This window comes from Microbulbifer flavimaris (genome assembly GCF_001641755.2).
GTDB classification, from domain to species: domain Bacteria; phylum Pseudomonadota; class Gammaproteobacteria; order Pseudomonadales; family Cellvibrionaceae; genus Microbulbifer; species Microbulbifer flavimaris.
The window spans coordinates 443,195-467,241 of the sequence record NZ_LRFG02000001.1; the positions used below are offsets into that span (position 1 = coordinate 443,195).

The window sequence follows — 24,047 nt, forward strand, 5'->3', positions numbered from 1 at the left end:
TATGTCTCTGAGTGTTTTTGATCTTTTCAAGATTGGTATCGGTCCATCGAGCTCCCACACGGTCGGGCCCATGAAGGCAGCGAGTGAATTTCTGAAGCTGCTGGATGCGGCAGGCCGCTTCAACGACGTTGCCCGAGTGACTGCCCATATGTTTGGTTCTCTTGGTGCCACAGGTGTTGGGCATGGAACCACCAAGGCTGTGATGCTTGGATTGGAGGGCGAGAACCCAGAGACGGTTGACACAACCACTGTTGATGAGCGTGTGGCTGCTATTAAGCAGCAATCCACTCTAGCTCTGGGTGGGCGACGGAGAATCGCTTTTGATGAAGAGCAGGATTTGCTCTTGATTGGTGAAGAGGAGCTCCCCCTGCACGCCAATGGGATGCGCTTCAGCGCCCATGACACCAATGGCAGGTTGATTATTGAGGAAGTTTATTACTCTATCGGCGGCGGTTTTGTGGTGACCGAGAAAGAGGCAGGTGCGGAAAATGCCCTTGAGCAGACCCGCTCGGTTCGCTACGAGTTTCAAACGGCAGAGGAACTGCTGGATATTTGCGATCGTGAGGGTATGAATATCAGCGACGTGATGCTGGCGAATGAGGCTGCATGGCGGTCTGAGCCGGAAACCCGCGCTGGCTTGATGAAAATCTGGCAGGTGATGCAGGGCTGCGTTGCCAATGGCATCGAAAACGAGGGGACTCTGCCGGGCGGACTCAGTGTTAAGCGCAGGGCTGCCGACTTGTACCGGCAACTGCGTGGCCGGCCGGAAGCATGCCTCTCAGATCCCCTGGCAGCACTCGACTGGGTCACCCTTTACGCCCTTGCTGTCAATGAAGAGAACGCTGCGGGTGGCCGGATCGTGACAGCGCCCACCAATGGTGCTGCAGGAATCATACCGGCGGTCCTCCATTACTTCATGCGCTTTTCCAAGCGTCCTACCGATGATGATGTGATCTGTTTTCTGCTGACGGCGGCTGCTGTGGGAATACTCTTTAAGAAAAATGCTTCCATCAGTGGTGCAGAAGTCGGTTGCCAGGGTGAGGTGGGCTCGGCCTGCTCTATGGCTGCTGCTGGCCTTGCTGAGGTGCTCGGAGGCACCCCCCGGCAGGTGGAAAATGCCGCGGAAATCGCCATGGAGCACAACCTGGGGCTTACCTGTGATCCGGTGGGTGGCCTGGTTCAGGTCCCCTGCATCGAGCGTAATGCCATGGCCTCGGTCAAGGCGATCAGTGCTGCTCGTATGGCGTTACGTGGTGATGGCGAGCATCTTGTATCGCTCGACAAGGTCATACGCACCATGCGTGATACGGGCCGCGATATGCAGGACAAGTATAAGGAAACCGCCCGTGGTGGCCTGGCAGTCAATGTGATCGATCTCCCGGTGAGTGTTATCGAATGTTAAACGGACAGCAAAATATGAATAACGAATTGCGCAAGACCCCCCTGTACGATCTGCACACCGAGCTTGGTGGAAAACTGGTGCCATTTGCGGGGTACGCCATGCCGGTCCAATACCAGTCGGGCATCGTGCACGAGCACCTGCATACCCGTGAAGCAGTGGGGGTATTTGATGTTTCGCATATGGGGCAGTTGGTCGTGCGCGGCAGTGGAGCTGCGGCAGGGTTGGAAGAGCTTCTGCCCATCGACATCGATGCCCTTGAGATCAATCAACAATGTTATGCGGTGATGACGACAGAAGATGGCGGCATCCTCGATGACCTCATCATCACCCGCTGGGCTGAGGATGAGTTTTTCCTGGTTGTGAATGCAGCTACCGCAGCTGCGGACATTGCTCACCTGCAGAAGCGCCTTCGCGGAAGTGATATCCGCGTGCTTGGTCAGCAGGCATTGCTCGCGGTCCAGGGCCCGATGGCGGGTGAAATCCTCGGTGAACTGTCCCCGGCTATCCGTGCGCTGACATTTATGCATGGTATGCGAACAGAACTCCTTGGTGAGGAGTGCTATATCACCCGATCTGGCTACACCGGAGAGGATGGCTTTGAGATATCAATTCCTGCACAGGTTGTGGATACGTTTACCCGCAAGCTGCTCGAAGATGGTCGCATACAGATGATTGGCCTCGGTGCCCGTGACACCCTGCGTCTTGAGGCCGGTCTGTGTCTTTACGGCGCTGATATGGACCGTACAACCTCGCCAGTCGAAGCCGGCTTGCTCTGGAGTATTGGTAAATGCCGCCGACCAGGTGGGACAAAGGTCGGTGGCTTCCTCGGCGCTGACATCGTGCTTGCACATATTGTCGAGGGGGTGTCACGCAGGCGTGTTGGTTTTACGGTGCAAGGCAGGATACCAGTGCGGACCGGCACAGACCTTGTCGATGAGGCAGGAAATGTCGTTGGCAGGGTTACCAGTGGCGGCTACGGGCCGACACTTGGCGCGGGCATTGGTATGGGGTATGTGGATCGGGGCTACGAGAAAGCCGGAACAGAGCTGCAGGCACTGGTAAGAGGAAAGATCATCCCGATTACCGTGGCGAAGACACCATTTGTCCCCCAGCGCTATTACCGCGGCTGAGCCGCTGACTGGAGAAAAGCATTTAAAATAATGAGTATAGAGATTATGAAAAACGTCAGGTTTTCCGATAGCCATGAGTGGTTTGCTGCTGAGGGTGACGTGGTGACTGTGGGTATTACGGATTATGCCCAGTCCCAACTGGGGGATGTGGTTTATGTAGAGTTGCCTGAGGAGGGCGCGGAGCTAACAGCAGGCGATGAGGTTGCGGTGATTGAATCGGTCAAGGCCGCCGGAGATATTTCCATTCCGTTTGATGCCACTGTATTGGCAGTTAACGACGCGCTGGAGGGGGACCCTGAGCTCGTAAACCGCGATCCGATGGGAGAGGGCTGGTTCATGCGAGTCCGCCTTGCCAAGGAGGGTGATCTGGAAACGCTGCTGAACGCCGGGGCTTATGCCGATCTGGTGGGTGGCTAAAAACTGGAGACTGGAAGCGATGCTGCAAGCCAAGAAAACCATCCGCGACCTTGAAGGTCGCGACGAGTTCACCCATCGTCATATCGGTCCGGGTGAGCGAGATGTTGTTGAGATGCTCGACAAGCTGGGGCACAGTAGTCTGGCGGATTTTATCAACGAGGTAGTGCCGGACGGTATCCGGATGTCCTCAGAGTTAGCGCTTGCGGAGGGGCTGCCGGAACATGAGGCGCTTGAGATGCTGCGGGGATTGGCGGCCCAGAATCAGACCTTCCGCTCATTTATCGGCCAGGGGTATTACGGAACCCGCACGCCTAATGTGGTGTTGAGAAATATTCTCGAAAATCCCGCCTGGTACACCGCATACACCCCATATCAGCCAGAAATTTCCCAGGGGCGGCTGGAGGCCCTGTTCAATTTCCAGACGATGGTCAGTGACCTCACCGGTATGGATCTTGCGAATGCATCCATGCTGGATGAGGCTACAGCTGCCGCAGAGGCAATGACACTGTGTCAACGCATGTCGAAGTCCAGGGCACGCACTTTTTTCGTGGACAGGGATTGCCTGCCGCAGACCATCCGGGTACTGCAAACCCGCGCAGAGCCATTGGGCATTGAGCTGATCGTTGGGGACCCTTCTTCCGAGCTGGAGGCCAGCGAGGTTTTTGGTGCGCTGCTGCAGTACCCAGGGGCAAGCGGAGAGGTGCGGGATTATCGCGCAGTAATAGACACGGTTCACGAGCACCGTGGCCTGGTCGCGATGGCCGCAGATATTCTCAGCCTGGTGATGCTTACCCCGCCGGGGCAGTTGGGTGCGGATGTGGCTGTGGGGTCCACTCAGCGGTTTGGTGTGCCCATGGGCTTTGGTGGCCCCCATGCGGCCTATATGGCGACCCGCGAATCCTACAAGCGTTCCCTGCCGGGTCGCCTCGTGGGCCAGTCCGTCGACGGCGCTGGCAGGGCTGCCTACCGGCTTGCGCTACAGACCCGCGAGCAGCATATCCGCCGGGAAAAGGCCACCTCTAACATCTGTACAGCCCAGGTGTTGCTGGCGGTCATGGCTGCGATGTATGCGGTGTATCATGGCCCGCAGGGCCTGCGGATGATCGCCGGTCGGGTCCATTGCTTGACCACTGTACTGGCGCTTGGCCTGGAGGAGCTTGGTGTAGAGGTGGAGAACGAAACATGGTTCGACACCCTTACCGTATCCACCCCTGGTGGCGCTGAGCACGTTCATGCCGCAGCCCACCGCGTCGGCATGAATCTGCGAAAGATTGATGATGGTAGAGTAGGGATTTCGCTGGATGAAACGGCGACCACTACAGATATTGAAAATCTCTGGCGTCTGTTTGACGCCGGGTGTGGCCTCGATTTTTCCGAGATCGAGACCAGAGCGGAGCCAGTTTTGCCCTCTGCACTGGTCCGCTCCGGTACGTTTCTTAGCCAGCAAGTATTCAGCCGCTACCAGTCTGAAACAGAAATGCTGCGCTATCTCCGCGCACTGGCAGACCGGGATATCGCCCTCGACCGTTCAATGATTCCGCTGGGCTCCTGTACCATGAAGCTGAATGCGACGGCGGAAATGCTCCCGGTTACATGGCCCGAATTTGCCAATGTACACCCCCTCGCCCCGGCCGAACAGGTCACGGGTTACGCGACTCTGGTTAGTGAGCTCGAGGCCATGCTGTGTGAGATCACCGGCTACGATGCTGTATCCCTTCAGCCGAACGCGGGCTCACAGGGTGAATATGCCGGGCTGCTGGCGATTCGCGCTTATCACGCCAGTCGCGGCGAGGGGCAGCGCGATATCTGCCTAATTCCAAGCTCCGCCCATGGCACCAACCCGGCGTCGGCGCAGATGTGTGGCATGCGAGTGGTCGTGGTGCAATGTGATACAAACGGTAATGTGTGCCTGGACGACCTGCGCGAAAAGGCCAGTGAGCATGCGGAACGGCTCGCGGCCATCATGGTGACATACCCTTCTACTCACGGGGTATTCGAGGAAGGGATCGGCGAAATTGCAAATATCGTGCACCGTCACGGTGGCCAGGTATATATCGATGGCGCCAATCTGAATGCAATGGTCGGGCTTTGCCAGCCGGGTCAATTTGGCGGTGACGTTTCGCACCTGAACCTGCACAAGACTTTCTGTATTCCCCATGGAGGTGGCGGCCCGGGCGTCGGCCCGGTTGCGGTCCGGGAGCACCTGTCAGAATTTCTTCCGGGCGCTGTAGCAATGGAGGGAAGAGTGGATGCCCAAAGTGATCGTCATGGCCCGCCAGTATCGGCGGCGACGGCGGGCAGCGCCAGTATCCTGCCGATCACCTGGATGTATATCCGCATGATGGGAAGGGAGGGGCTGCCCAAGGCCACCGAACTGGCGATTCTGAATGCCAATTATATTGCTGCACGCCTCGAAGATAGCTACCCAATCCTCTACCGGGGGAAAAGTGGCCGCGTTGCGCATGAGTGCATAGTTGATCTCCGTCCACTGAAGGAAGTGAGTGGGATTTCCGTGGAGGACGTTGCCAAGCGCTTGATTGACTACGGTTTCCATGCGCCAACCATGTCATTTCCAGTGGCTGGGACCCTGATGATCGAGCCAACTGAAAGCGAGTCACGAGCCGAGCTGGATCGTTTCTGCGATGCGATGATTCAGATACGGGAAGAGGTCGCACGTGTGGAGCGCGGCGAGTGGCCTGTAGACAACAACCCCCTTGTTAACGCCCCCCATACAGCTGAGATATTGACCCTGGAGAATTGGCCTCACCCTTACAGTCGCACCGAAGCGGTTTATCCGTTGGAGTGCCTCCGTGAGAAAAAGTACTGGCCGCCGGTTGGTCGGGTCGACAATGTGTATGGGGATAAAAATCTCGTCTGTTCCTGCCCCTCTATTGCAGACTACATCGAGGGTTGACTGCCGCTAGCCAATTGCGCGCGCCGCTACTCCGCAGCGGTGCGCAGGCGGGCACGATGTTCTCGTTCCACGCCCTCCAGGGCTTTGATCAGTGGGGCTAGGGCATCCTGGTACTGTTGCCATCGCCCCAGCCCCTGGCTATTGATCGGACGTCGCACCTGTGCGGCGCTCGGGGTTCTCACCGGCCGCCGTGTTTGGTGTGGTGACAGGCATGGCTCGGCAAAAGGCAGTGTCAGGGCATCGAGCATTTCACGAATCGTGCCCTTTGCATCCCTGACCAGATCCTCATAGAGCAGTGGTATGCATTGACCAGGGTAGCACCTCTGCCAGTGACGCTGGAGGCGTGTAAAGTTGTTGAGGCGTTGCTCAAGATGCTCGAAGCAGTGTGCGTAATCGTGCTCTCGGGAGAGCGGGTGTTGCAGTAGTGACACAGCGGTATCGAGCGGCGAGCGCTGGCAGAGGACAAACCTTGCGGTGGGTAGCAGCTCTGCCAGCATGCCCAGAAACTGGTGGTTACCCGGGGTGGTCTCGACGATGACCTTCTTGCCGCCCGTCACAGTTTTTGCCTGAAGAGACTGCACTAGCTGGTTGCGCATGTTCTCCTTAGCCGCTGCGCCGAGGGCATGGAATTCGAGTTGGGATTCTGTCGAGTCACCCTCACGGAACCTGCCCAAGACTTTTCCCACAGCACCGCTTTCACCCAGCGCTTCAATATCCGGATGGCTCGCCAGTATCTGCTCCACTAGGCTCGTACCGGAGCGGGGCATCCCAACCACAAAGATGATTTTTGGGGGTTCCCCTGGGGCACCAATTCTTTGCTCATGCAGCGGATGGCAGCGGATCATTAAGTCGGTATGCCTGCAATCAGCCTCAGGGCAATATCTGGATGAGGGGGCCAGTAGTTGCCGGGCAGTCAGCACTTCACGAATGCTCTTGTGAGGTTGCTTTTGCTGCTCGTATAAACGGCCGAGGGCAAAATGCAGGCGAATGCGTTCCTGCTCGTCATTTGCTTGCTGTAATGCCTGGTGAATACGGCACTCGTCTTCTGCAGACAAAACCGTACTTTTCAGAAATGTGAGATGGAACAGGGCATCTGAGGAGTGCGGGTGATGTTGTAACACTTTCCTGAGCTGCTCCTCAGCTTCCTGCAGCTCGCCGAGCTGTTCCAGTTGCACCGCGAGGTTGACCCTGGCCATACAGTGATCCGGCGCGTATCGAAGTGCGGAGCGGAAAGCGGCTACGGCATCGTTGGATTTATGCTGGCGGACTCTCGCGATGGCGAGGCAATTCATCAGCTCGGCATCACCGGGAAATTGTTGCAGGGCGGACCTGGCCAGCTGCTCAGCCTTTTCAGCGGCATTCAATCCCAATAATGACTCCACCATCCCGCGAGCCACGCTGGTGCTGCGATTGCCCGCTGCGAAAGCGGCTTCAAAGTGTGCCAGGGCAAGCTTCGGACTGGAGTTGACCGCCAGCCAGCCCAAGTTTTCTCGCACACCCGGGTGCCGGGGGGCCACGGAACAGGCGCGTTCCAGCATCTCCAGGGCCTCCGCTTTACTTCCCTGTAGCCGGAGGCTGTTACCGACAGCATTAAGGTAGTCGGGGTTTTCAGGTTCTGCATCCAGGCAGCGATTAAATTGCTCCAGTGCTTCCGGAAGGTAGCCTTGCTGTGCCTTGGCAGCGCCAAGGTTGAAGCGGCAAAAAAGACTGCTGGGGGCAAGCCTAAGCGCCCTTTCCAGTAGTGACTCTGCTTCTTGCCATCGCCCCTGGCGGAGAAGGATCTCACTGGCGATCTCGAAGGCGGCAAGGGGAGGGGTGGGTGAGAGCAATGCCTCGCGGCAACTGGCGAGAGCGGCGTCCAACTGTCCCTGGCGATAGTAAGCAATGGCTTGTAGTGGCGTGTTCATAGGTTGAATTACGCCCTCTCGTGATTCCGAAGTCAATTTTGGGGGCGATAGGCGCCAATTCAACAGATTTGTGATGGTTACTGATAGTCCTTGTAACTAATTGATTTATATCACTTTATTTCTGTTGGGTGAGTTTGTGGTGGGTTTTTCAAGGGGTGTAATCGATGCTTCTAAGGACTCTTGTTTGACAGAATTTTGAATTCGAAGTACAAATTGGATCGTGCTGCAGCGGTTTTTTGCAGATAAGAATAAATAGCGCGACTCAGGAGAGCACAATGTTACCAATGAGAAATGCCCTTTATTTGGGGATAAGCCTGGCAATTTCCGGCAGCGTGGTAGCGCAGGAACCGGCCGATGCTAATGGCGAAAAACAGAGTAAGTCCAATGGCGCAGTCGAGGAGGTAATCGTTACCGCGACCAAGCGGGAAGCCAGTGTGCAGGATGTCTCTGTATCAGTGACTGCTCTTGGTGAGGAAGCCCTGAAGCTCGGTGGTATTGAGGATGTCACTCGTCTTGAAAATGTGGTGCCGGGCATGCAGTTCGGTCAGTCCGGTAGTGAGGTCCGGTTAGCCATCCGTGGTACGCGTACCAACAATGTCGGTTCCGAAGCAGAGCAGGTAGTTGGTATTTTTGAGGACGGCGTCTATGTCGCCACCACGACCCAGGCGATGGGGGCCTACGTGGATGTCGACCGAGTCGAGGTATTGCGAGGGCCGCAGGGAACACTTTATGGCCGGAATACCTTCGGCGGTACCATCAATATTCATACTCGAGCGCCGGACTTTGAGTCCGTCAGTGGATACGTGTCCGCACTGGGTGGTTCCTATAACCGCCGTAAGTTGGAAGGCGCTGTGAACCTGCCGATCAGTGAAGATATGGCAGTCCGTTTTGCAATGATGGACGAAGCGCACGACGGCTACATCGAGAACACTTTCAAAGACGGTGCCAGCGATGACCTCAATGATAAGGACATCAGCTATTTGCGCAGCAGCTTCCGCTGGCAGCCGACAGATCAACTGGATATTACTCTTCGTGCGGGCAGCTCAGAGCAGACGGGTAACGGCTCAGCCATCTGGGGTTACCAGCAGATCGGGGCCTATAGCGATGGGGTTTACCTGGACGGCCACCAGTGGGCGCCTGAAGACGCTTCCGGAAACTTCGACCAGGGGCCGTGGAAAGTCTCCCGCAATATGGCGTCCAGTGTCGACCTGAAATCGAATTTCGGTACCTTGAATGTCGACTACGATCTCGGCTTTGCGTCTGTGAAGTACACGGCCAACTATACCGACTTTGATGGAGAGCAGACCTACGACCCGGACTACACCGATGGTGGTGATGGCATTACCAGCGGTTTTGTAGGCTGGATTTCCTCCCAGGAAACGCAGTCTCATGAGGTACAGCTGAGTTCCAATGGTGATGGCGCATTGGAATGGATGCTCGGAGCCTATTACTTTGAGCAGGCGAGTGGATGGAACTGGCTGGAGCGTAATGCAGGCAGCCCGGAGATTCCCCACTGGGATAATCAGGGTGATTACACCAGTGATTCGACCGGCTATTTTGGCCACGCTACCTATCATGCCACCGACGATACACGCCTAGTGGCCGGTGTGCGCTATGCGGAAGACAGCAAGCAGCAGCGCGACCCGCTAGACTGGAGCACCTGGCGCTGGGATCCCGAAGCCGGGGAGCCCGTAGTCGACGCCCTCGAAGGGCAGGGGGTTCCTGGCGAGTGGAGCGATGTCCTGTGGAAAGCCGCAGTCGAACACGACCTGTCGGATGATGTGATGGTCTATGCACAGGCCTCTACTGGCTACCGTGCCGGTGGCATCAACTTTGTCCTCGACGGTGTTCCCCTGACCTATGACCCTGAAACTGTCACAGCGTGGGAAGCGGGCTATAAAAGCAGCTGGTTCGATAATTCGCTGGTGCTAAACCTGGCGACTTATCTCAACCAGTATCGCAACATGCAGGCCCAATCCTTCGTGGTATTGAATGGCACTGCCAGTGAGTTTACCGAGAACGGTGGTGAGCTGGACTCCGCAGGCCTTGAGGTGGAGGCTACCTGGATTCCCAGTGAAAACTGGCGAATCTCAGCATCAGCCTCCTTTATGAATGCCGAGTTCGACCAGTACGAAGTATCGAAGGTTGCTGGACTGGGTAGCCTGGACGGACGCCAGGATTTGGATGACCCGAACGAACCGTTGCTTAATCTTGAGGGGTACAGGCCCGCACTGGCCCCGGAAATGACGCTGGGGCTGCAGGTTAGCTATGACTTCATACTCGATAACGGCAGCCGCGTTCGTCCATATCTGCAGACCTATTACTCTTCTGACTACTATGCCTATGACATCAACGTGGAAGGTGCGAAACAGGAGGCTTACACCAAAACGGACCTGCGCCTGATCTGGGAGTCGCCCTCCGCATCTACGGAAGTGCAGGCCTTTGTTCTCAATATGGAAGACGAGGCAGTACTCAATCGGGTTGTGGTATTCAATCCAAGCGCGAATCCAGAGATTGCCTCTCTGCAGGCAAACTGGGGCAATCCCCGCACCTGGGGGATGAACATTTCGTACAATTTCTGACCTCTCCTCTCCACGATTTCTCGTGACATTGATGCCCGGCTTGGCCGGGCTTTTTTGCTGACGTCAGAGGGACTTACTGGGAGAAAGGCAGTACCTATACCTGATACAGCTAGATGTTTTACTCCAGTATAAATGGGGTTTTGTAACGCTCGATTAATGGTCATTCGGTGCTCGCCCGGGCGCCACTGTTCTTAGGGTGATCTGGGACTGCAATATTCACGTGATAACTCGGCAAGGTTGATCTATTTTTAACCATATGTTGCTCTGTTCATTGTTGTTAGACCTTTCACGGCACATGTTACGGGATCTAGTTGATAATGTTCGTGGCTGATGGAGATACATCAATGGGTTTTCTTTGCAGGCTTTACGTGGCCATTCCGACCATTTTCAGAAGAAGCCCGCTTTTAAGTGGGCTTTTTTGTGCTGATGATTCAAGTGGGCGTAGCACCGAGCGGTGGCGATTGATGCCAGGGAGTGCCTTCGGTTTCAGCATCCGCGCTGGTGTTGAGCGGATTACTTGGTCATGCAGAATGAGCGGAAATTTTTTAATTTTTACAAGACAAGAGCAGAAGCTCCGCTTTCGTCCTCTATTCCTATTCCTATTCCTCTCCCTCTCCCTATCACGCAGCACTGATAAAGAAGGGCTTCACATCCGAAGCAATACAGTAATTCTCCACTAGCCCTCCTTCAACTCTCGATACTCCGACAGTGCTTCGGGGTCTTCGTAAAGGAATCCACGCAGGAAACGGTCAATAGCCTGTCCGATGTCGGGGTGCGTCCAATTGGTGTGTAAGGGTGGCTCCAAATGTCCACGCCTACAGGTTTGATCCGGTGGGGAAGATAATGAGAAGTGATTGGCGTCTGTTAGTAGGAGGAGGGTATCGTTGTCCTTGCATTCCGGCATGGCCTTATGGAATGTCTGCTCGATAGGGCAGTTGTCGAGGTATTTGAACCGTTGCAGTTCCGCTGTGGGCGATGCAGCCGTCCTTTTCGCCTCCGATCATGAGGAGAAGGACTCCGGGGCTGATCGGCAGCAGGGTCTCTTCCGGCCAGTCCAAGGCAGTAGGGGCGCCGGTGCGGGCGCCGTAGGCAAAGACGGCGCGCAGGGCCGGGAACCAATCAGGGTTGGCGTTGAGCAGCGCCATAGTGCCGCCGGCGCTGTGGCCAGCGAAAGCCAGCCGACCCAGGTCGAGCTAGCCGGCCAATAAGCCCTCGCCATTCAGACGCTGGAGCATGGCTAAGAGTGCCGGCAAGGCGAGGACAGACAGGCGATGACTTAATTGCTCTGGTGTGAGTCGGTCCAGGTCGATACCCGATGTTGCGGCCGTGTGCCCGGTCATCTCCTCGGAAACCAGCTGGTTGGTCGCAGTAACGACACCGGTAGGAGCCACTGTTTCCGCCATCCAGCGATAGCCGCTGGGATCGACATTGATGCCATTGAAAAGGATGAGCACCGGGTCAGCAGCAAAGGTCCCGTACAGGGGGGTTGCGTCGCTATCGTGCTCTTCAAACGCGTCCCGGTATTTAGGCGCTTAGTAGATTCTGGCAATGCCTCCATTTCAACCGGTTCTCAATGCAATCAATGATAAGCGCGCACGGGAGTCCAGTTTTGGGTACCTCTGTGCTGAGCGTTACTCTCTTGCTAAGAAGAATATGCCCTGCCACCCAGGCGAATGCAGGTAGGGATCAGTATCGGGCACTGGTGTTTTCAGCCTGCCCGGGGATGAGACAGCAAAAAGGACGCCATATTGCCGGTGTGCACTATTTGTTCGTTGCTTATTCAGAAGCAGGCGCTAGAATTCCTGCATTGTCCAAGGAGAACACCGTGACCAGGTTATCAAGCTACCTCGACCGAATAGGCCATGCCGCCCCACAAGGGGCGCGGGCGTGGACTATTTGCGTCGAGAAAAAACTCTGTTAACGGCCTCCTGAATCCCGGGAGGCGCGAGCCTTCTGGAGTCGGCCCCCGTAGCCCCCGTAGGTTCGCCTTCGGGGGTTTTTTGTTTTCAGGGCTCATAGCTCATCCGGTAAGAGCTCTCGCCTCGTAAGCGAGGGGAGGGGGTTCGAGTCCCCCGGGGCCCACCAGTTGGATGGAAAGAGCATGCTCCATATCGACGCGCGAGAAGGGGCCAAAAGAGGGATGGCAACTTGCCTGCAGCTCGGATTGACACTGTAGAAATCGAGTACCGTGTCAGCGATGTAGAGAACAGTAAGTTGCTGAACGGCAAGTTCTTTTGAGAGGGAAAATGTTGAGAAGAATTCTGAGAACGGGACAGCACTAAGCGTATGAAATCACGCTTCGACCGGCACTCATGCCCAAAATTTAATGCTGAAGTTGCGGCAGGAATTCGCTCGCTTATTTTATGCGTAACCTATTGAAAAATATGGTAAAAATGTAAATTTATGGGTTGCAAAACAACTTTTTCGTGATAGCTTTAAAAAGAACATGAGGCATCCGATATTGCTCTGCCTCCAAAGTTTTCTGCCGCGAAGCGGCGCTCATAACTGGTGACTCAAGTGTTATCAAGACTGCAATGCCATAAGACCATGCTCGGGACGGCCCAGAATCTGGGACGGGACCAGTATGCCTGTGCATTGCCCAGCAGTTTTGTGCGTTGGCCATCAATGAATCCGTCGAAAGGTGCAGAGATTGATTTTGGTGACCGCATGAAAGCGTAGTTCGACCTGTCCGGTCGGCTGCGCGCCAACCGGATTTTTGAACACGACGTGTGAAAAACCCGGTTGGCGAATCCCGCCATCCGGGTTTTTTTATGGCGGGTAAAAGTGCGCTGGCACTGACACCCAGCACGTTTGTTTAACAATCTGGTCGCTTTTTCTGATGCGGTGTAGCTCAGCGGTAGAGCAAGCCCCCGATAAGGGTCAGGTCGGCAGTTCGAATCTGTCCGCCGCAACCAGAATACATTGTCCCCATCGTCTAACTGGTCGAGGACAGTTGCCTTTCAAGCAGCAGATACGGGTTCGAGTCCCGTTGGGGATACCAATTTCAGATTCCATCGTTGGCGTATGGTAGAGCGGTGATACACCGGCCTTTTAAGCCGGCATACGCGGGTTCGAATCCCGCTGCGCCAACCATGGGTTTTGATTGGGTCAGTAACTCAACTGGCAGAGTGCCGGTCTCCAAAACCGGTCGTTGCAGGTTCGATCCCTGCCTGGCCCGCCAATCCTTTGCGGAGTAGAGCAGTGGTAGCTCGGCGCCCTCATGAGGCGTAGGTCCCCAGTTCGAGCCTGGGCTCCGCAATCATTCTGCATTGTTAGCTCAGTGGGTAGAGTACCTGGTTGAAGCCCAGGGCGCGCAAGTTCGACTCTTGCACGATGCACCGGTCATTGGCGAGTAGCAAAGTGGTAATGCACCCGGCTGTTAACCGGGAGACTCGCGGGTTCGACCCCCGCCTCGCCAGCCAAACAGAGGGCCGCGTCTCTTCAACGCGGATCAGGCGATCAGGATTACCTGTTCACCTGGTGGCAGCGTGCCAGGCAGGTCCCGATCTGGGTACGGAATCAGTGCCCTGACGGTTTCACGCTGTGATCGCCCTGATGGCGGCCGTGGCAGAGCGGCTATGCGCGAGGATGTGGCCCTCGTACACACCGGTTCGAATCCGGTCGGTCGCCCCAAAGTTGAATGCACCCGTGGCCAAACTGGATTGAAGGCATCGGCCTACGAAGCCGGGGATTGCAGGTTCGAATCCTGCCGGGTGCGCCAGTCAAGCAGCGGTCAAATCCTTCTCCCGAATCGTTGCATGGGGGGCTGCCACAGGGTAGTCATGTTCACCGCGTTGGTGGGGCGGTGAAAGGTTTCGGAGGGTCGACCCGAGTGCGCAGAGGCCCTGGCCCGCAATGCTGACACGAAGATTTCTCGCGCTCGAATCCTCTGTCCGGGACCAATCGATGGAGACATGGCAGAGTGGTTGATTGCGCCGGACTGCTAATCCGGGGGCCCCCGGGGGCCGCGGAGGTTCGAATCCTCCTGTCTCCGCCAAAGATGAGTTCCGGTGTGGCCGGGCTCAGTGACTCTCCTGCCAGATGATTGGGAAGGAGAAATTTTTTCAGGAAGGTTGGCAGAGTGGCAATGCTCCGGTCTCGAAAGCCGGTGGCCCGTTAACGGGACGCAGGTTCGATTCCTGTACCTTCCGCCAGACACGTTCATCATGCGCCGGTGGTGGATGGGTAGACGCGGCAGGTTTAAACCCTGCTTTATTGCGGGTTCGAAGCCCGCCCGGCGCACCAGTTATTGCCCCGTTGGTGGAATAGGCAGACACGCCTGGTTTAGGCCCAGGTCATTGGGGGTTCGACTCCCTCACGGGGTACCAGACAGAAGAGTCAGGCTGGCGAAATTGGTAGACGCGCGTGCTTCAAACGTAGATCCATTCCCGGTTCAAGTCCGGTGCCGGGCACCAGCTGTTTGATCCTGTCCGTAAGTGAAATCTTTTTTACAACCAATAGGGGGTCTCTGTGATAAAAGCGCAGAAGAATCGCAATTTTGTGGCCAAATACGCACGGCAGTTCAACCGCGCATCTGTCCACCGCAACCGAAAAGCCGATCTCAAGGCAGGTCGTAATCAGAAACACAAAGGGCGCTATTGACCGGCACCCTTATCAGGTACGGAGCAATCGCTGCACGGTAACAATTGGCCGTTGTGAGTAATTGGCAACTCGCAAGATTCTGAGTCTTGAGTTCCCGGTTCGAATCCGGGACGGCCTGCCATCTTTGCCGGCTTGCCGGCAGCAGTTTTGGTGCCGGAAAACCGGTACCGGGGGTCCGCCCCCGATAACCTAGTGTGAGCTGGGGAAAGCGGTGCCTACCTTGCGGGGCCGCGCCGGACTACCGGTCAGTGCGGAAAAGCCGAGACGCTAAGTCATTCTCCTCGGGGGTGACAGCCGTGACGATGTGTGTGTTTGAGGGGCAGGCGATGCTGGCTCCGAAGGTAACGGGTGGTGCTGACCTGCATACAACCAGAACATTGAGCGGTGGCGACAAAGGGTAGGGATGTCAGTTTGAGGCGGCAGCCGAGGGCGCATTCCAGAGACAACGGTTCCGAGTTGACGGGATCGGGAATTTCAGTGTGGTAGCCGGCAGGTGAAACACAGGCGGAGCGTAGCATTTCGCGGTTCAAAAGACCGTGAAACTACCGGGCACGCGCTTCGTGGCAGGGTAAGCATTTAGCTCAGATGGTAGAGCGTTGATCCTATAGTCAATGGCGCTGGTTCGATTCCGGCAATGTTTCTAAAAATGCAAAGACGTGTCCAGGTCTTGTCGAAAATGGCTTAATGCCGCGGTCCGCAGGGATAACGCGGCCAGGGGGAGAGCCGCAAGCTCGACCCTTGTTGAATCAGAAACGCACGGTGGTGTTAGCACACCTTGATTGCCCGCAAGGCAGACGGTAGTGGAAGATTCGAGTAGGCAGGATTGATACGGGATTCGCCACCCGTCAAAAAAGGCAGCCATGCAACCTACTGTCTTGCGCCCATTGGCGGATGCAGTGGATACGGGATTAACGGCAGCCCGCAAGCATGCCGGTAAGGTCCTCAAAGGGTTGTGTCAGTGGCTATAGTCTCAGGCCACCATATTGTCCCGTTGGCCGAGTGCGATAGGCGGCGGTCTGCAACACCGCACAGGGCGGTTCAAATCCGCCACGGGACTCCAGTTTTAAAAAGATCGCAGAGTCAGCAACGTGACTGCATAGCAGGCAGTCGTTATTTGCATACAGCTGGCTCCATCAATTGCCAGTATTTTGCCCTGTTAGCATAGCGGTCCAATGCACTCGCCTGTCGAGCGATAGATCACTGGTTCGAATCCGGTACAGGGCGCCACTTCATCGGCGTATAGCTCAGCCTGAGTAGAGCGCTACCTTTGGGAGGTAGATGTCGCAGGTTCGAATCCTGCTGCGCCGACCAGATTGGATCAGCGTGCTGTTCCGGCAGAAGGCAAAATATCCTTCTCCAATCAACCGCCCTCCGGGTCGATCCCCGTTCCCCACGTGAAATATGCGGCCATGGCTGAGTGGCGAGGTGCCGGCCTTCCAAGCCCAGGACGCGGGTTCGAATCCCGCTGGCCGCTCCAACTTGTAGACCGACTATCGATTCATTGCGGTGGTCGCAGATGCCCCAGTGTTGGCAATGACACAGGACACATATTTCGCCCGCGTAGCTCAGTTGGTCAGAGCGCCTGCCTTGTAAGCAGGAAGTCGAAGGTTCAAATCCGTTCCGTGGGCACCAATTCCACAAACATGATCCCGTAGCTCAACTGGAACAGAGCTCAGGCCTCCGAAGCCTGTGGTTGCCGGTTCGAGTCCGGCCGGGATCGCCAACCATCGCGAGGAGACAATATGCGACTCATCATTGGGGCTCGCGATCATGGCGCGGGCCTGGCCACAACAAACTATGTCAGCGCCAAGCGCATCATGCGCGAATTCCCAGTTTCCATCCTACAGGTCGTGCAACCGCTACCGAGTCGGGAAAACCTGATCGGTTTTCTGTCCTGGTGCAATGGTCGGCACTGTCTACCGCTGCGGGTAGTGCTGAATCAGGTGTCCCCTGAGGATCGCCGCCTGGCTATGCAGTACCTCATTGCCCGGGGATACCGTACTGCAGATCGTGTGACATTCATGAAGCTCTAAGGCGCCCGTAGCTCAATTGGCAGAGCAGGACCCTTCTAAGGTCTCGGTTGGGGGTTCGAATCCCTCCGGGCGTGCCAGAAAAAGCGACCAGTTTTTACTCTAAGGAAAGAACAATGGCTCGAGTACTGTATCTAGATGCTGGTGGTAGACCTATTCGTTGGATAAATCTCCAGCGCGCTGCCTATCTCTACGCAAAAGATCAGGTTTTGTGGGATCTGGGCACATTCAAGATAACGCTGCGCGGCGGTTACAGAAGGTGCGGTGTTCGCTCGATGCTTTCGATTGCGCCGGTGATCGCTGGACGCAGTATCAACCGCGTGGGTTCAAAGCTTCGCCCTGCTCTTACGAACCAGAGCCTTTTCGCCCGTGACCAGTTCACGTGCCTCTACTGTGGTGTGACCTTTTCCTTCTCTCAGCTGACGAGGGATCATGTAATGCCGGTTTCCCGTGGCGGCGCTGATAGTTGGGAGAATGTAGTGGCCGCCTGCAAGGGCTGCAACAACCGAAAGGGTGCGATGACACCGGATGAGGCGGGTATGCCGCTGCTGGCGGTGCCGTTCACGCCCAATCCCTACGAGGCGATCATGCTGCAGGCGCATCAGATACTGGCGGATCAGATGGAGTATCTGAGTTCCGGATTTAGCGACAGGCGCAACTGGAAATCGGCATAAGTGGTTGCGGGGAATAGTGAAACTTGAGTGATTAATGGTTGTACGCCAAGCAGGCATGTGACCAAAGGGTGAAAGAGATGTTGAGTACTAAAGTGATTATCAAATGGACCTTGTCTTTTCTGAAAGAGGACTGGGGAATCAGGGATTATCCGGTAAGAATTCGAGAGCAGATCAGGGCCGAGCAGACTAAAGAAGGGCTTTATATGCCGCGATTTATCGCCCAGATCGAGAACTGGTGGCAAATCTCAGGTATTGGAGAAACCCGAGAAGAGGCCCTGATGGACCTTGGTAGGTCACTCGCAACCGTAAAGGAGAGACGGGGATGGCTCCCAAGGCCTGGAACGGGACTGCCGATAGAATTTGCACCCAGTGATGAAATCGAGCGCTACTGGGGGGTTGTTAGCCGGATCATAACCGAGGTGCTGGAATATGACCCCGATGACATTTTTATCACAGATGGCTCTTCGCTCTGGGACTTCTCCTAGGAAGGAGACTCCATCGAAACTTTAAGAGAACGCGTTTCGAAGATATTCAACGTGGATATTTCTCACATCGAAAGCGGAAATATCGCAGAAATAGCTCGATTTATAGCTGAGGCAAAAGATCGTTGAAGCCGGCAGAAATAGACAACTTATCAATGAATTGATCCAGGAAAAGATCATGCCAGTCAAAATGGTACTGAATGCGAAAGCATCCCCGGGCACTGTCCCGGTCAAAATTTACACGAAAGAAGTTGAACACGCTGCGCTAGAGCAGCTGAAGAATATTGCCCAGCTTCCGATTGTGCACTCCCATGTGGCGGCAATGCCGGATGTGCATCTGGGTAAAGGCGCCACGGTTGGTTCTGTCATTCCAACCGTTGGTGCAATCATTCCAGCGGCCGTTGGGGTCGATATCGGGTGCGGAATGAATGCGGTGCGGACATCACTACGTGCCAATCAGTTGCCCGATAGCCTCAAGTCAGTTCGGGCGGCCATCGAGGCCAGGGTGCCAGTGGGTTTTGCCCGGCACAAGATGGTCAATGCGAGGGAGTCAGCCTGCAAGGGCCTCGCTCCCGGAGCGGATCGATTATTCGAAAAGCACCCTGCGCTGCTAAAGATGTTGCGGGATCCCCAGCGCACCTGGGTTACCCAGGTGGGCACCCTTGGTGGAGGGAACCATTTCATCGAGATCTGTCTTGATGAGAGCGATCAGGTATGGGTCATGCTGCACTCTGGAAGTCGGGTATCGGCAATGCGATCGGGCAACATTTCATCAAGCTGGCCAGAAAGGATATGGCAGTACATATCCACAAGTTGCCGGACCGTGACCTGGCCTACTTCAGTGAGGGCAGTCAGCACTTCGATGACTACGTGGAGGCAGTTAACTGGGGGCAGGAATACGCCCGCGTAAACAGACAGGAGATGATGAAACTTGTCATCAGTTGTCTGCGTGAATACTTGCCGCCGTTTACGCTGACGTCCGAAGCCATCAACTGTCACCACAACTATGTGGTGCGGGAAGCACACTTTGGTCGCGATGTGTTTGTAACCCGCAAGGGCGCCATCAGTGCACAGCGAGACCAGCTGGGCATCATCCCCGGTTCGATGGGCACCCGGTCCTATATCGTACGGGGAAAGGGGAACCCGGAGTCGTTCTGCTCCTGTGCCCATGGCGCCGGACGGAAAATGAGCCGCAATGCAGCGCGCAAGCGTTTTACCCGGCGTGATCTTGAGGAACAGACAAAGGGGGTCGATTGTCGAAAGGACAGTGGGGTGCTCGATGAGATCCCGGCTGCCTATAAAGATATCGACCGTGCCATGGAAAATCAGTCAGACCTGGTGGACGTAGTTCACACGCTGCGACAGGTGATCTGTGTGAAGGGATGAGTGCCTGTTAGGGCACATAAAGCGGATATGGATATCGAGCTAGCAAAAGAGATCATGGCGTGCCTCCCCGAGGGGCGCACCCGGTTCTATTACTTCAAGGACAGGTACGCCCTGTTGCTGCTCCGTCAGGCCTGCAAGGAACAGCAGTCTATAAGGGCGCTGAGGCAGGGGCAGTATGCCAGGTTGCTGGATAAAGCGGCTGTGGGGGAGGTCATCCGTCGCTCTGGGAACGGCAGGCTCACCCCTGAGCAGCTGGTTAATTACTGGCCCGCTCAATTTCACTGCTACCGATTGAGTCTGGGGCTCTGGGGAAGTGATAGGAAGAGTCGTTATTACCAGACGTCGCGAACAGGCTACAACCTTGTGTTGCAGATGAACTTTTCTAATCAGCATGACCTGTGCTACCGGCGCTATAAAATTGCTGATGACGAGGGCTGCTTTGATTCCTACGAGCACCCAACAAGTGATACACGGAATACCATGGCATGGTCGCGGATTGATCTCGACCTGGAAACTGATACCGCGCTGATTGAAGAGGTCCAGACAGACTGGTTACGGTTTGCCAGGGAAGCTTATGATGATGCACAAAACATCCGTAAGGCAAAGTCGAAAGTAGACAGGGAAAAGCAAGAGCGCTATTGGTTTTACGATTTTACGCCTGAGCAGGCTACAGAATATTTTGAGATCGCGGTCAGGGAGCATCTTGCAATCTGGGATGAGGCTGTTCTCTCGGCCACTTTAGAGTTCCTCTTGCATGAGATCGGCATCCGGAAGGTCTATTTTCATAGCTGGGAAACTGGCCGGAGAGTAAAGCACTGTGCGCCGCCACGGTCGGTATACAGGAATTTGCCCAGAAGGTTCTGTTTCCAGTCCGTATCTGAAGGTCCAGGGTTTCTGATTGAGGACAAGTCCTCCAGGAGGAAAATGAAGAAGATCGACCGGCAATCCTGGTATCTATTGGATTTCTCTGGGGTTAGTGGTGGGGCAGGTATCAACCGTGACTGCCAGCTACTTACCGCCTGACAGTCGCTCTCTTGGCGGGGTTACCGGGTTATGCCCTGAGAGACCATTTTCCCAGGTATTTTCGGCTGAGCAATTTTCAGCGTGAGAGTATAGAAACCGGATTGTGTGGATTTTAAGTCAGGGATTTGTTGGAGAGTTTCATATGGATGTGGGAAACAACAAAAGTTCAATGCGGATGCGGGCGGACAGGATCAAGCCGTATCAGTGTAAGCAGCTGATCGCGGTCATCGAAGATCCGCACGATATCAAGAATATCGGCACGGTGATCCGTAATGTTAACGCCCTAGGGGTGGAGAAAGCGTATATCGTGGACCCGAAAAGGAGCCTTCCAGCGGACTGGCAAGCAATGCGGGAGCGCAAGTCCCTCTCAGGAACCTCAGTTTCAGCGATTAAATGGACATTCGTGAAGCGGTTTGACAGCACGGAACAATGTCTTGAGCACCTAGAGAGCAACAACTTCAGCTCAATCGTAACCTCACCCCATATAAAGGGGAGCCGCAACGTTGTCCTCCATGAGGGTGACTACACAATATTTCCCAAGCTGGCTGTGTGGTTTGGGAGTGAGTCCCGTGGCGTCACTGACCTGGCAGTGCGGCGCAGTGAGCTCTGCGTGAATATTCCGATGCTGGGCATGATCGAAAGCTTAAACCTGGGAACCACTTCCGGGATTGTGCTGTACGAGATTACGAAGCAAAGAAGAGCCTATCAAAGAATGTATAAGTACAAGAATAGGCGGGGAAGAAGGTTTCTAGCGTAGAGAAAATGTTCACTCCCTAGGGCTTGGCGCCGGGAGGTTCCGACAGGGCTTTCAGGTTTTCCAGTACTTTCTCGGCCCTGGCGATATTGGTCAGCAATTCGGCATTATCCGGATCCAGGGCTTTAGCTTCACGCCAGACTTCCACCGCTCGCTCGATTTTGCCTTCGCTGTAGAGATCATTGCCCCGCTTGATCGCGGCTTCGATTCGCGCATCCAGCTGGGATTGGAACTGTGATTGCAGGGGCGATAGCTGCGGATCTTGCGGCGACTGTTGCTGTAGCCTGTTCAGGTGTTGCCGTGCGCTGAGCAAGTCACCGGTATCCAGTGCTCGTTGTAATTCCTGGACAGGAGACTTTGGATCTTTCTTCGGGGCGCTGCTGGCCACCTGGCGCTTCGTCTTGGCAAGGTGGCGGTTGGCCACGGCCAGGTCCTGGTCGATCTGTTCGCGCTGATCAGGTTCTTGCAGCAGGTCGTTGCCATACAGGCGCCGTGCTACCCTCAGGCCGCGTGCGGCCAGGGTATAGTCCCCCCGTTGTAATGCCTCTTGCGCATGGTCCTGCAGTGCCTGTGCGGACCCACGGCATTTGCGGTGGAAGTTCTGAAGCTCCAGCCAGGTCAGCACGTCTGGGCCATTAAGCTGCCGCAGGCGCTGGTAGGCCTCCGCTTCCTTCAGCAATTGTTCGCCGCGCTGGATAGCCAGTTCCATACGCACGCGTTCTTCACGTAACTGGCGCCGCTCTGAAAACTTTTGCCGTGCAGTGTTCAGTTCCTGACTGTCTGGCAGTAGGTCTGTGCCAACCTGTAAAACCCGCTCGGCCTCGTGCCATTCGCTCTGTTTTTCCAGGCGGCTCGCGGTGCGGATTGCATCGCGTTCAAACTGCTGCAGCCTGTTCTTTAATTTCCGGATCTGTTGCTGCTGGGCCGCTGTGGCTGTGTCCAGTGCCTGCAGGCGTTCGAGTTCCTTGGACTGTTCGCGCAACTGTTGCAGCGTTTCGGACGGGAATCCCTCCAGCGCCTGCTGCTGGGTCGGCATCAGGCTGCAGGCCTGCAGCAGCGGTAATAGCAAAAAGCATAAAAGGACTAAATGGCGATTACACATGGGCGACTGCCTGCCGGCGCAGTTTGCGGGGCCGGTTGTCTAGTATTCTCTGCAGGTTAGCGCGCAGCTGTGCTTGATCGTTCTGATGGAGATCCCGCACAGAGTAGATTCCCACTGGCGTTGACTTGCCGCGAATTGTCAGGGTCCGCTCGGGCTGTGCGTTGATGCGCTGCTGCAGCATGGAGAACATTTTTCTCTGGATGATGATTTGATCCGCCTGGGCTTCGCTGCACAAACGAGATGCCAGGTTGACGGCATCGCCGACCACTGTGTATTCCATCCGCTCGTCGGAGCCCAGGTTGCCGGCCAGCATCGCGCCACAGTTGATGCCGATGCGAAAATGCACCTCGGGCCGGCCCTCGGCACGGCGCTGCTGGTTCAACTGCGTCGCCAGCTGCTGAATCAACACTGCGCAGCTGACCGCATTGAATGCGTGGTCGGTATCGTCTTCCAGCACACCAAACGCCAGCATGGCGCAGTCGCCGATAAACTTGTCGACCACGCCGCCGTACAAGGAGCAGGCTTGTGAAATATATGAGAAGTATTCGTTTAACAGCTCGGAAACCTGGCTCGGCTGCAGCTTCTCTGACATCGCGGTGAAGCCGGTAATATCGGCGAACAGTACTGTTGCCTCGATCGGTCGGTCGACCAACCGGACCTCGTCGAGGTTGGCCAGTACCTTGTCGGCAACGTTTTTTGACACATAGCGGGAGAAGACCTGCTCTACCTGCGACTTTCTCAGCAGCCCGGCCGCCATATTGTTGAACCCTTCGAAAAGGTAGCCGATTTCGTCATTGCGCTGCTGATCGATTCGGGTTGCAAAATCCCCGCGGTCGATGGCCTGGGTCGCTTTCATCAGATGGTGGATTGGCAGGGACAGGCGCCGGCTGAGCCAATAGGCCAGCAAGGACGCCAGCACAGTCATAGCCAGGGTGGCATAGACAATGGCATCGCGGGCGCTCGTTGCCGCCTGGTCCATCTGTGAAGCCGATAGGGTCACCACCACCGATCCAACCCGGACGTCCGAGTAGGTAGCCGGGGCGATAAAACTGATCAACCGTTCCTGTGACCCTTCAGCTGTATCCCGGAACCAGGGCCGTGATATGACCCCGGCAGCCTCGAAAGGAGAGTCGGTCAGGTCCGGCTGGATGCCGGTCGTGGACAAGGGTTCGCCGCTGCGCGCGTAGATCCCCGCACCGAGGATCTTCTCGTCCTGGCCGAGGTTGGTGGTCAGCATACGCAGGTTCAGGCTGTTCTCAGACAGGATCGGTTCACTGGCCAGTTTCGCCAGCTGCAACGCCATGGTGTTGCCGAAATCGTGCAGTTGCGTCTTGATCAGGCGATTCTGGTTATCGCTGATAAACAGCCCAAGGCTCGTCATACCCAGCACCAGCAGCAGGGTCATGACCAGCGCCAGTTTGAACGCAATCGGGATGCGGCGGGGTAACAGGTGGATCAGGCGCACCCGTAGACCGCGAGCGGTGCGCCGCAAAGTGCCTTTGGCCTTGGTGATCAACGGGTGGCTCTCCTTCTTATTGTCACCGGTACCCGGTTGGTGAGAGTGAGAACACTATACCAGTTCTTGGGCGGTTTTATGACCAGTGTTGACCCCTGACCGATTGGTCATGCTGGCGCAACGAGA

General features: G+C 55.9%; 16 protein-coding genes, 21 tRNA genes and 1 pseudogene. 33 read left to right on the forward strand and 5 right to left on the reverse strand.

The window, feature by feature from the left end:
* Nucleotide 1 precedes the first annotated feature (1 nt).
* The 4 genes from AWR36_RS02010 to gcvP are packed head-to-tail and all read left to right on the forward strand — an operon-like array spanning nucleotide 2 to nucleotide 5,863.
* Nucleotides 2–1,402 carry an L-serine ammonia-lyase gene (locus AWR36_RS02010; protein WP_067080216.1) on the forward strand — a complete coding sequence of 467 codons (1,401 nt, stop codon included), beginning with the start codon at nucleotides 2–4 and terminating at the stop codon, nucleotides 1,400–1,402.
* A 14-nt stretch (nucleotides 1,403–1,416) separates the two neighbouring features.
* Nucleotides 1,417–2,532 carry a glycine cleavage system aminomethyltransferase GcvT gene (gcvT, locus tag AWR36_RS02015; RefSeq protein ID WP_067080219.1) on the forward strand — a complete coding sequence of 372 codons (1,116 nt, stop codon included), beginning with the start codon at nucleotides 1,417–1,419 and terminating at the stop codon, nucleotides 2,530–2,532.
* Nucleotides 2,533–2,562: 30 nt separating this feature from the next.
* Complete coding sequence (gene gcvH / locus AWR36_RS02020) at nucleotides 2,563–2,949, forward strand: glycine cleavage system protein GcvH (RefSeq protein WP_067080222.1); 387 nt, start codon at nucleotides 2,563–2,565, stop codon at nucleotides 2,947–2,949.
* A gap of 19 nt (nucleotides 2,950–2,968) precedes the next feature.
* Nucleotides 2,969–5,863 (forward strand): aminomethyl-transferring glycine dehydrogenase, encoded by a 2,895-nt coding sequence (gcvP, locus tag AWR36_RS02025; RefSeq protein WP_067081779.1) that lies wholly within the window; start codon nucleotides 2,969–2,971, stop codon nucleotides 5,861–5,863.
* Nucleotides 5,864–5,889: 26 nt separating this feature from the next.
* Here the strand turns inward: gcvP and AWR36_RS02030 are convergent, their stop codons facing one another.
* Nucleotides 5,890–7,770: a tetratricopeptide repeat-containing sulfotransferase family protein gene (locus AWR36_RS02030; RefSeq protein ID WP_067080225.1), complete on the reverse strand. Its 1,881-nt coding sequence runs from the start codon at nucleotides 7,768–7,770 to the stop codon at nucleotides 5,890–5,892.
* A 275-nt stretch (nucleotides 7,771–8,045) separates the two neighbouring features.
* Between AWR36_RS02030 and AWR36_RS02035 the strand changes: the two genes are divergently transcribed.
* Nucleotides 8,046–10,352 carry a TonB-dependent receptor gene (locus AWR36_RS02035; protein ID WP_067104423.1) on the forward strand — a complete coding sequence of 769 codons (2,307 nt, stop codon included), beginning with the start codon at nucleotides 8,046–8,048 and terminating at the stop codon, nucleotides 10,350–10,352.
* Between the two features lie 908 nt (nucleotides 10,353–11,260).
* Here the strand turns inward: AWR36_RS02035 and AWR36_RS16040 are convergent.
* Both AWR36_RS16040 and AWR36_RS02045 read right to left on the reverse strand, forming a co-directional pair.
* Nucleotides 11,261–11,497 (reverse strand): hypothetical protein, encoded by a 237-nt coding sequence (locus tag AWR36_RS16040; protein ID WP_141398455.1) that lies wholly within the window; start codon nucleotides 11,495–11,497, stop codon nucleotides 11,261–11,263.
* Between the two features lie 48 nt (nucleotides 11,498–11,545).
* The gene (locus AWR36_RS02045) at nucleotides 11,546–11,806 is read right to left on the reverse strand and encodes a hypothetical protein (protein WP_067080234.1); all 261 of its coding nucleotides are present in this window, start codon (nucleotides 11,804–11,806) and stop codon (nucleotides 11,546–11,548) included.
* A gap of 555 nt (nucleotides 11,807–12,361) precedes the next feature.
* On the opposite strand from AWR36_RS02045, the gene AWR36_RS02050 reads away from it, so the two are divergent.
* The 28 genes and pseudogenes from AWR36_RS02050 (at nucleotide 12,362) to AWR36_RS02190 (ending at nucleotide 21,306) form a co-directional block, all read left to right on the forward strand.
* A tRNA-Thr gene (locus AWR36_RS02050) sits at nucleotides 12,362–12,437 on the forward strand.
* 755 nt (nucleotides 12,438–13,192) lie between these two features.
* A tRNA-Ile gene (locus tag AWR36_RS02055) sits at nucleotides 13,193–13,267 on the forward strand.
* 9 nt (nucleotides 13,268–13,276) lie between these two features.
* A tRNA-Glu gene (locus AWR36_RS02060) sits at nucleotides 13,277–13,353 on the forward strand.
* A gap of 17 nt (nucleotides 13,354–13,370) precedes the next feature.
* Nucleotides 13,371–13,445, forward strand: a tRNA-Lys gene (locus AWR36_RS02065).
* Nucleotides 13,446–13,457: 12 nt separating this feature from the next.
* Nucleotides 13,458–13,533: transfer RNA gene (locus tag AWR36_RS02070), tRNA-Trp, on the forward strand.
* A 6-nt stretch (nucleotides 13,534–13,539) separates the two neighbouring features.
* Nucleotides 13,540–13,611, forward strand: a tRNA-Met gene (locus AWR36_RS02075).
* A 7-nt stretch (nucleotides 13,612–13,618) separates the two neighbouring features.
* Nucleotides 13,619–13,690 (forward strand) — tRNA-Phe (locus tag AWR36_RS02080).
* 8 nt (nucleotides 13,691–13,698) lie between these two features.
* A tRNA-Asn gene (locus AWR36_RS02085) sits at nucleotides 13,699–13,774 on the forward strand.
* Between the two features lie 136 nt (nucleotides 13,775–13,910).
* Nucleotides 13,911–13,985, forward strand: a tRNA-His gene (locus tag AWR36_RS02090).
* Between the two features lie 9 nt (nucleotides 13,986–13,994).
* Nucleotides 13,995–14,073: transfer RNA gene (locus tag AWR36_RS02095), tRNA-Arg, on the forward strand.
* A gap of 187 nt (nucleotides 14,074–14,260) precedes the next feature.
* Nucleotides 14,261–14,349: transfer RNA gene (locus tag AWR36_RS02100), tRNA-Ser, on the forward strand.
* A gap of 70 nt (nucleotides 14,350–14,419) precedes the next feature.
* Nucleotides 14,420–14,506 (forward strand) — tRNA-Ser (locus tag AWR36_RS02105).
* A gap of 14 nt (nucleotides 14,507–14,520) precedes the next feature.
* Nucleotides 14,521–14,597: transfer RNA gene (locus tag AWR36_RS02110), tRNA-Leu, on the forward strand.
* A gap of 6 nt (nucleotides 14,598–14,603) precedes the next feature.
* Nucleotides 14,604–14,680 (forward strand) — tRNA-Leu (locus AWR36_RS02115).
* Nucleotides 14,681–14,822: 142 nt separating this feature from the next.
* Complete coding sequence (locus AWR36_RS16520) at nucleotides 14,823–14,954, forward strand: DUF7230 family protein (protein ID WP_437176768.1); 132 nt, start codon at nucleotides 14,823–14,825, stop codon at nucleotides 14,952–14,954.
* 985 nt (nucleotides 14,955–15,939) lie between these two features.
* A tRNA-Cys gene (locus tag AWR36_RS02130) sits at nucleotides 15,940–16,014 on the forward strand.
* A gap of 90 nt (nucleotides 16,015–16,104) precedes the next feature.
* A tRNA-Asp gene (locus AWR36_RS02135) sits at nucleotides 16,105–16,181 on the forward strand.
* Between the two features lie 6 nt (nucleotides 16,182–16,187).
* Nucleotides 16,188–16,265: transfer RNA gene (locus tag AWR36_RS02140), tRNA-Pro, on the forward strand.
* Nucleotides 16,266–16,357: 92 nt separating this feature from the next.
* Nucleotides 16,358–16,431 (forward strand) — tRNA-Gly (locus AWR36_RS02145).
* 77 nt (nucleotides 16,432–16,508) lie between these two features.
* Nucleotides 16,509–16,586, forward strand: a tRNA-Thr gene (locus AWR36_RS02150).
* 13 nt (nucleotides 16,587–16,599) lie between these two features.
* Nucleotides 16,600–16,677 (forward strand) — tRNA-Arg (locus AWR36_RS02155).
* A 19-nt stretch (nucleotides 16,678–16,696) separates the two neighbouring features.
* Nucleotides 16,697–16,987 carry a hypothetical protein gene (locus AWR36_RS02160; protein WP_067080241.1) on the forward strand — a complete coding sequence of 97 codons (291 nt, stop codon included), beginning with the start codon at nucleotides 16,697–16,699 and terminating at the stop codon, nucleotides 16,985–16,987.
* 1 nt (nucleotide 16,988) lies between these two features.
* Nucleotides 16,989–17,064, forward strand: a tRNA-Arg gene (locus AWR36_RS02165).
* Nucleotides 17,065–17,100: 36 nt separating this feature from the next.
* The gene (locus AWR36_RS02170; protein ID WP_067080244.1) at nucleotides 17,101–17,658 is read left to right on the forward strand and encodes an HNH endonuclease; all 558 of its coding nucleotides are present in this window, start codon (nucleotides 17,101–17,103) and stop codon (nucleotides 17,656–17,658) included.
* Between the two features lie 77 nt (nucleotides 17,659–17,735).
* Entirely contained in the window at nucleotides 17,736–18,143 is a 408-nt protein-coding gene (locus AWR36_RS02175) for a hypothetical protein (protein ID WP_141398456.1), read from the forward strand.
* Between the two features lie 319 nt (nucleotides 18,144–18,462).
* Nucleotides 18,463–19,526 (forward strand): annotated as a pseudogene (locus AWR36_RS02180) (RtcB family protein).
* Between the two features lie 27 nt (nucleotides 19,527–19,553).
* Nucleotides 19,554–20,549, forward strand: coding sequence for a hypothetical protein (locus AWR36_RS02185; protein ID WP_067080250.1), 996 nt, complete (start codon nucleotides 19,554–19,556; stop codon nucleotides 20,547–20,549).
* A gap of 142 nt (nucleotides 20,550–20,691) precedes the next feature.
* The gene (locus tag AWR36_RS02190) at nucleotides 20,692–21,306 is read left to right on the forward strand and encodes a TrmH family RNA methyltransferase (protein WP_067080252.1); all 615 of its coding nucleotides are present in this window, start codon (nucleotides 20,692–20,694) and stop codon (nucleotides 21,304–21,306) included.
* A gap of 16 nt (nucleotides 21,307–21,322) precedes the next feature.
* Here the strand turns inward: AWR36_RS02190 and AWR36_RS02195 are convergent, their stop codons facing one another.
* Both AWR36_RS02195 and AWR36_RS02200 read right to left on the reverse strand, forming a co-directional pair.
* Nucleotides 21,323–22,339 (reverse strand): tetratricopeptide repeat protein, encoded by a 1,017-nt coding sequence (locus tag AWR36_RS02195; protein WP_067080254.1) that lies wholly within the window; start codon nucleotides 22,337–22,339, stop codon nucleotides 21,323–21,325.
* A 58-nt stretch (nucleotides 22,340–22,397) separates the two neighbouring features.
* Complete coding sequence (locus tag AWR36_RS02200; protein WP_067080255.1) at nucleotides 22,398–23,921, reverse strand: adenylate/guanylate cyclase domain-containing protein; 1,524 nt, start codon at nucleotides 23,919–23,921, stop codon at nucleotides 22,398–22,400.
* Nucleotides 23,922–24,047 lie beyond the last annotated feature (126 nt).

Bases quoted from the DNA above. Each gene is read 5' to 3' on its own strand.
- AWR36_RS02010 (WP_067080216.1), top strand. From the start codon at position 2: ATGTCTCTGAGTGTTTTTGATCTTTTCAAGATTGGTATCGGTCCATCG.
- gcvT (WP_067080219.1), top strand. From the start codon at position 1,417: ATGAATAACGAATTGCGCAAGACCCCCCTGTACGATCTGCACACCGAG.
- gcvH (WP_067080222.1), top strand. From the start codon at position 2,563: ATGAGTATAGAGATTATGAAAAACGTCAGGTTTTCCGATAGCCATGAG.
- gcvP (WP_067081779.1), top strand. From the start codon at position 2,969: ATGCTGCAAGCCAAGAAAACCATCCGCGACCTTGAAGGTCGCGACGAG.
- AWR36_RS02030 (WP_067080225.1), bottom strand. From the start codon at position 7,770: ATGAACACGCCACTACAAGCCATTGCTTACTATCGCCAGGGACAGTTG.
- AWR36_RS02035 (WP_067104423.1), top strand. From the start codon at position 8,046: ATGTTACCAATGAGAAATGCCCTTTATTTGGGGATAAGCCTGGCAATT.
- AWR36_RS16040 (WP_141398455.1), bottom strand. From the start codon at position 11,497: ATGGCGCTGCTCAACGCCAACCCTGATTGGTTCCCGGCCCTGCGCGCC.
- AWR36_RS02160 (WP_067080241.1), top strand. From the start codon at position 16,697: ATGCGACTCATCATTGGGGCTCGCGATCATGGCGCGGGCCTGGCCACA.
- AWR36_RS02170 (WP_067080244.1), top strand. From the start codon at position 17,101: ATGGCTCGAGTACTGTATCTAGATGCTGGTGGTAGACCTATTCGTTGG.
- AWR36_RS02175 (WP_141398456.1), top strand. From the start codon at position 17,736: ATGTTGAGTACTAAAGTGATTATCAAATGGACCTTGTCTTTTCTGAAA.
- AWR36_RS02185 (WP_067080250.1), top strand. From the start codon at position 19,554: ATGGATATCGAGCTAGCAAAAGAGATCATGGCGTGCCTCCCCGAGGGG.
- AWR36_RS02190 (WP_067080252.1), top strand. From the start codon at position 20,692: ATGGATGTGGGAAACAACAAAAGTTCAATGCGGATGCGGGCGGACAGG.
- AWR36_RS02195 (WP_067080254.1), bottom strand. From the start codon at position 22,339: ATGCCGACCCAGCAGCAGGCGCTGGAGGGATTCCCGTCCGAAACGCTG.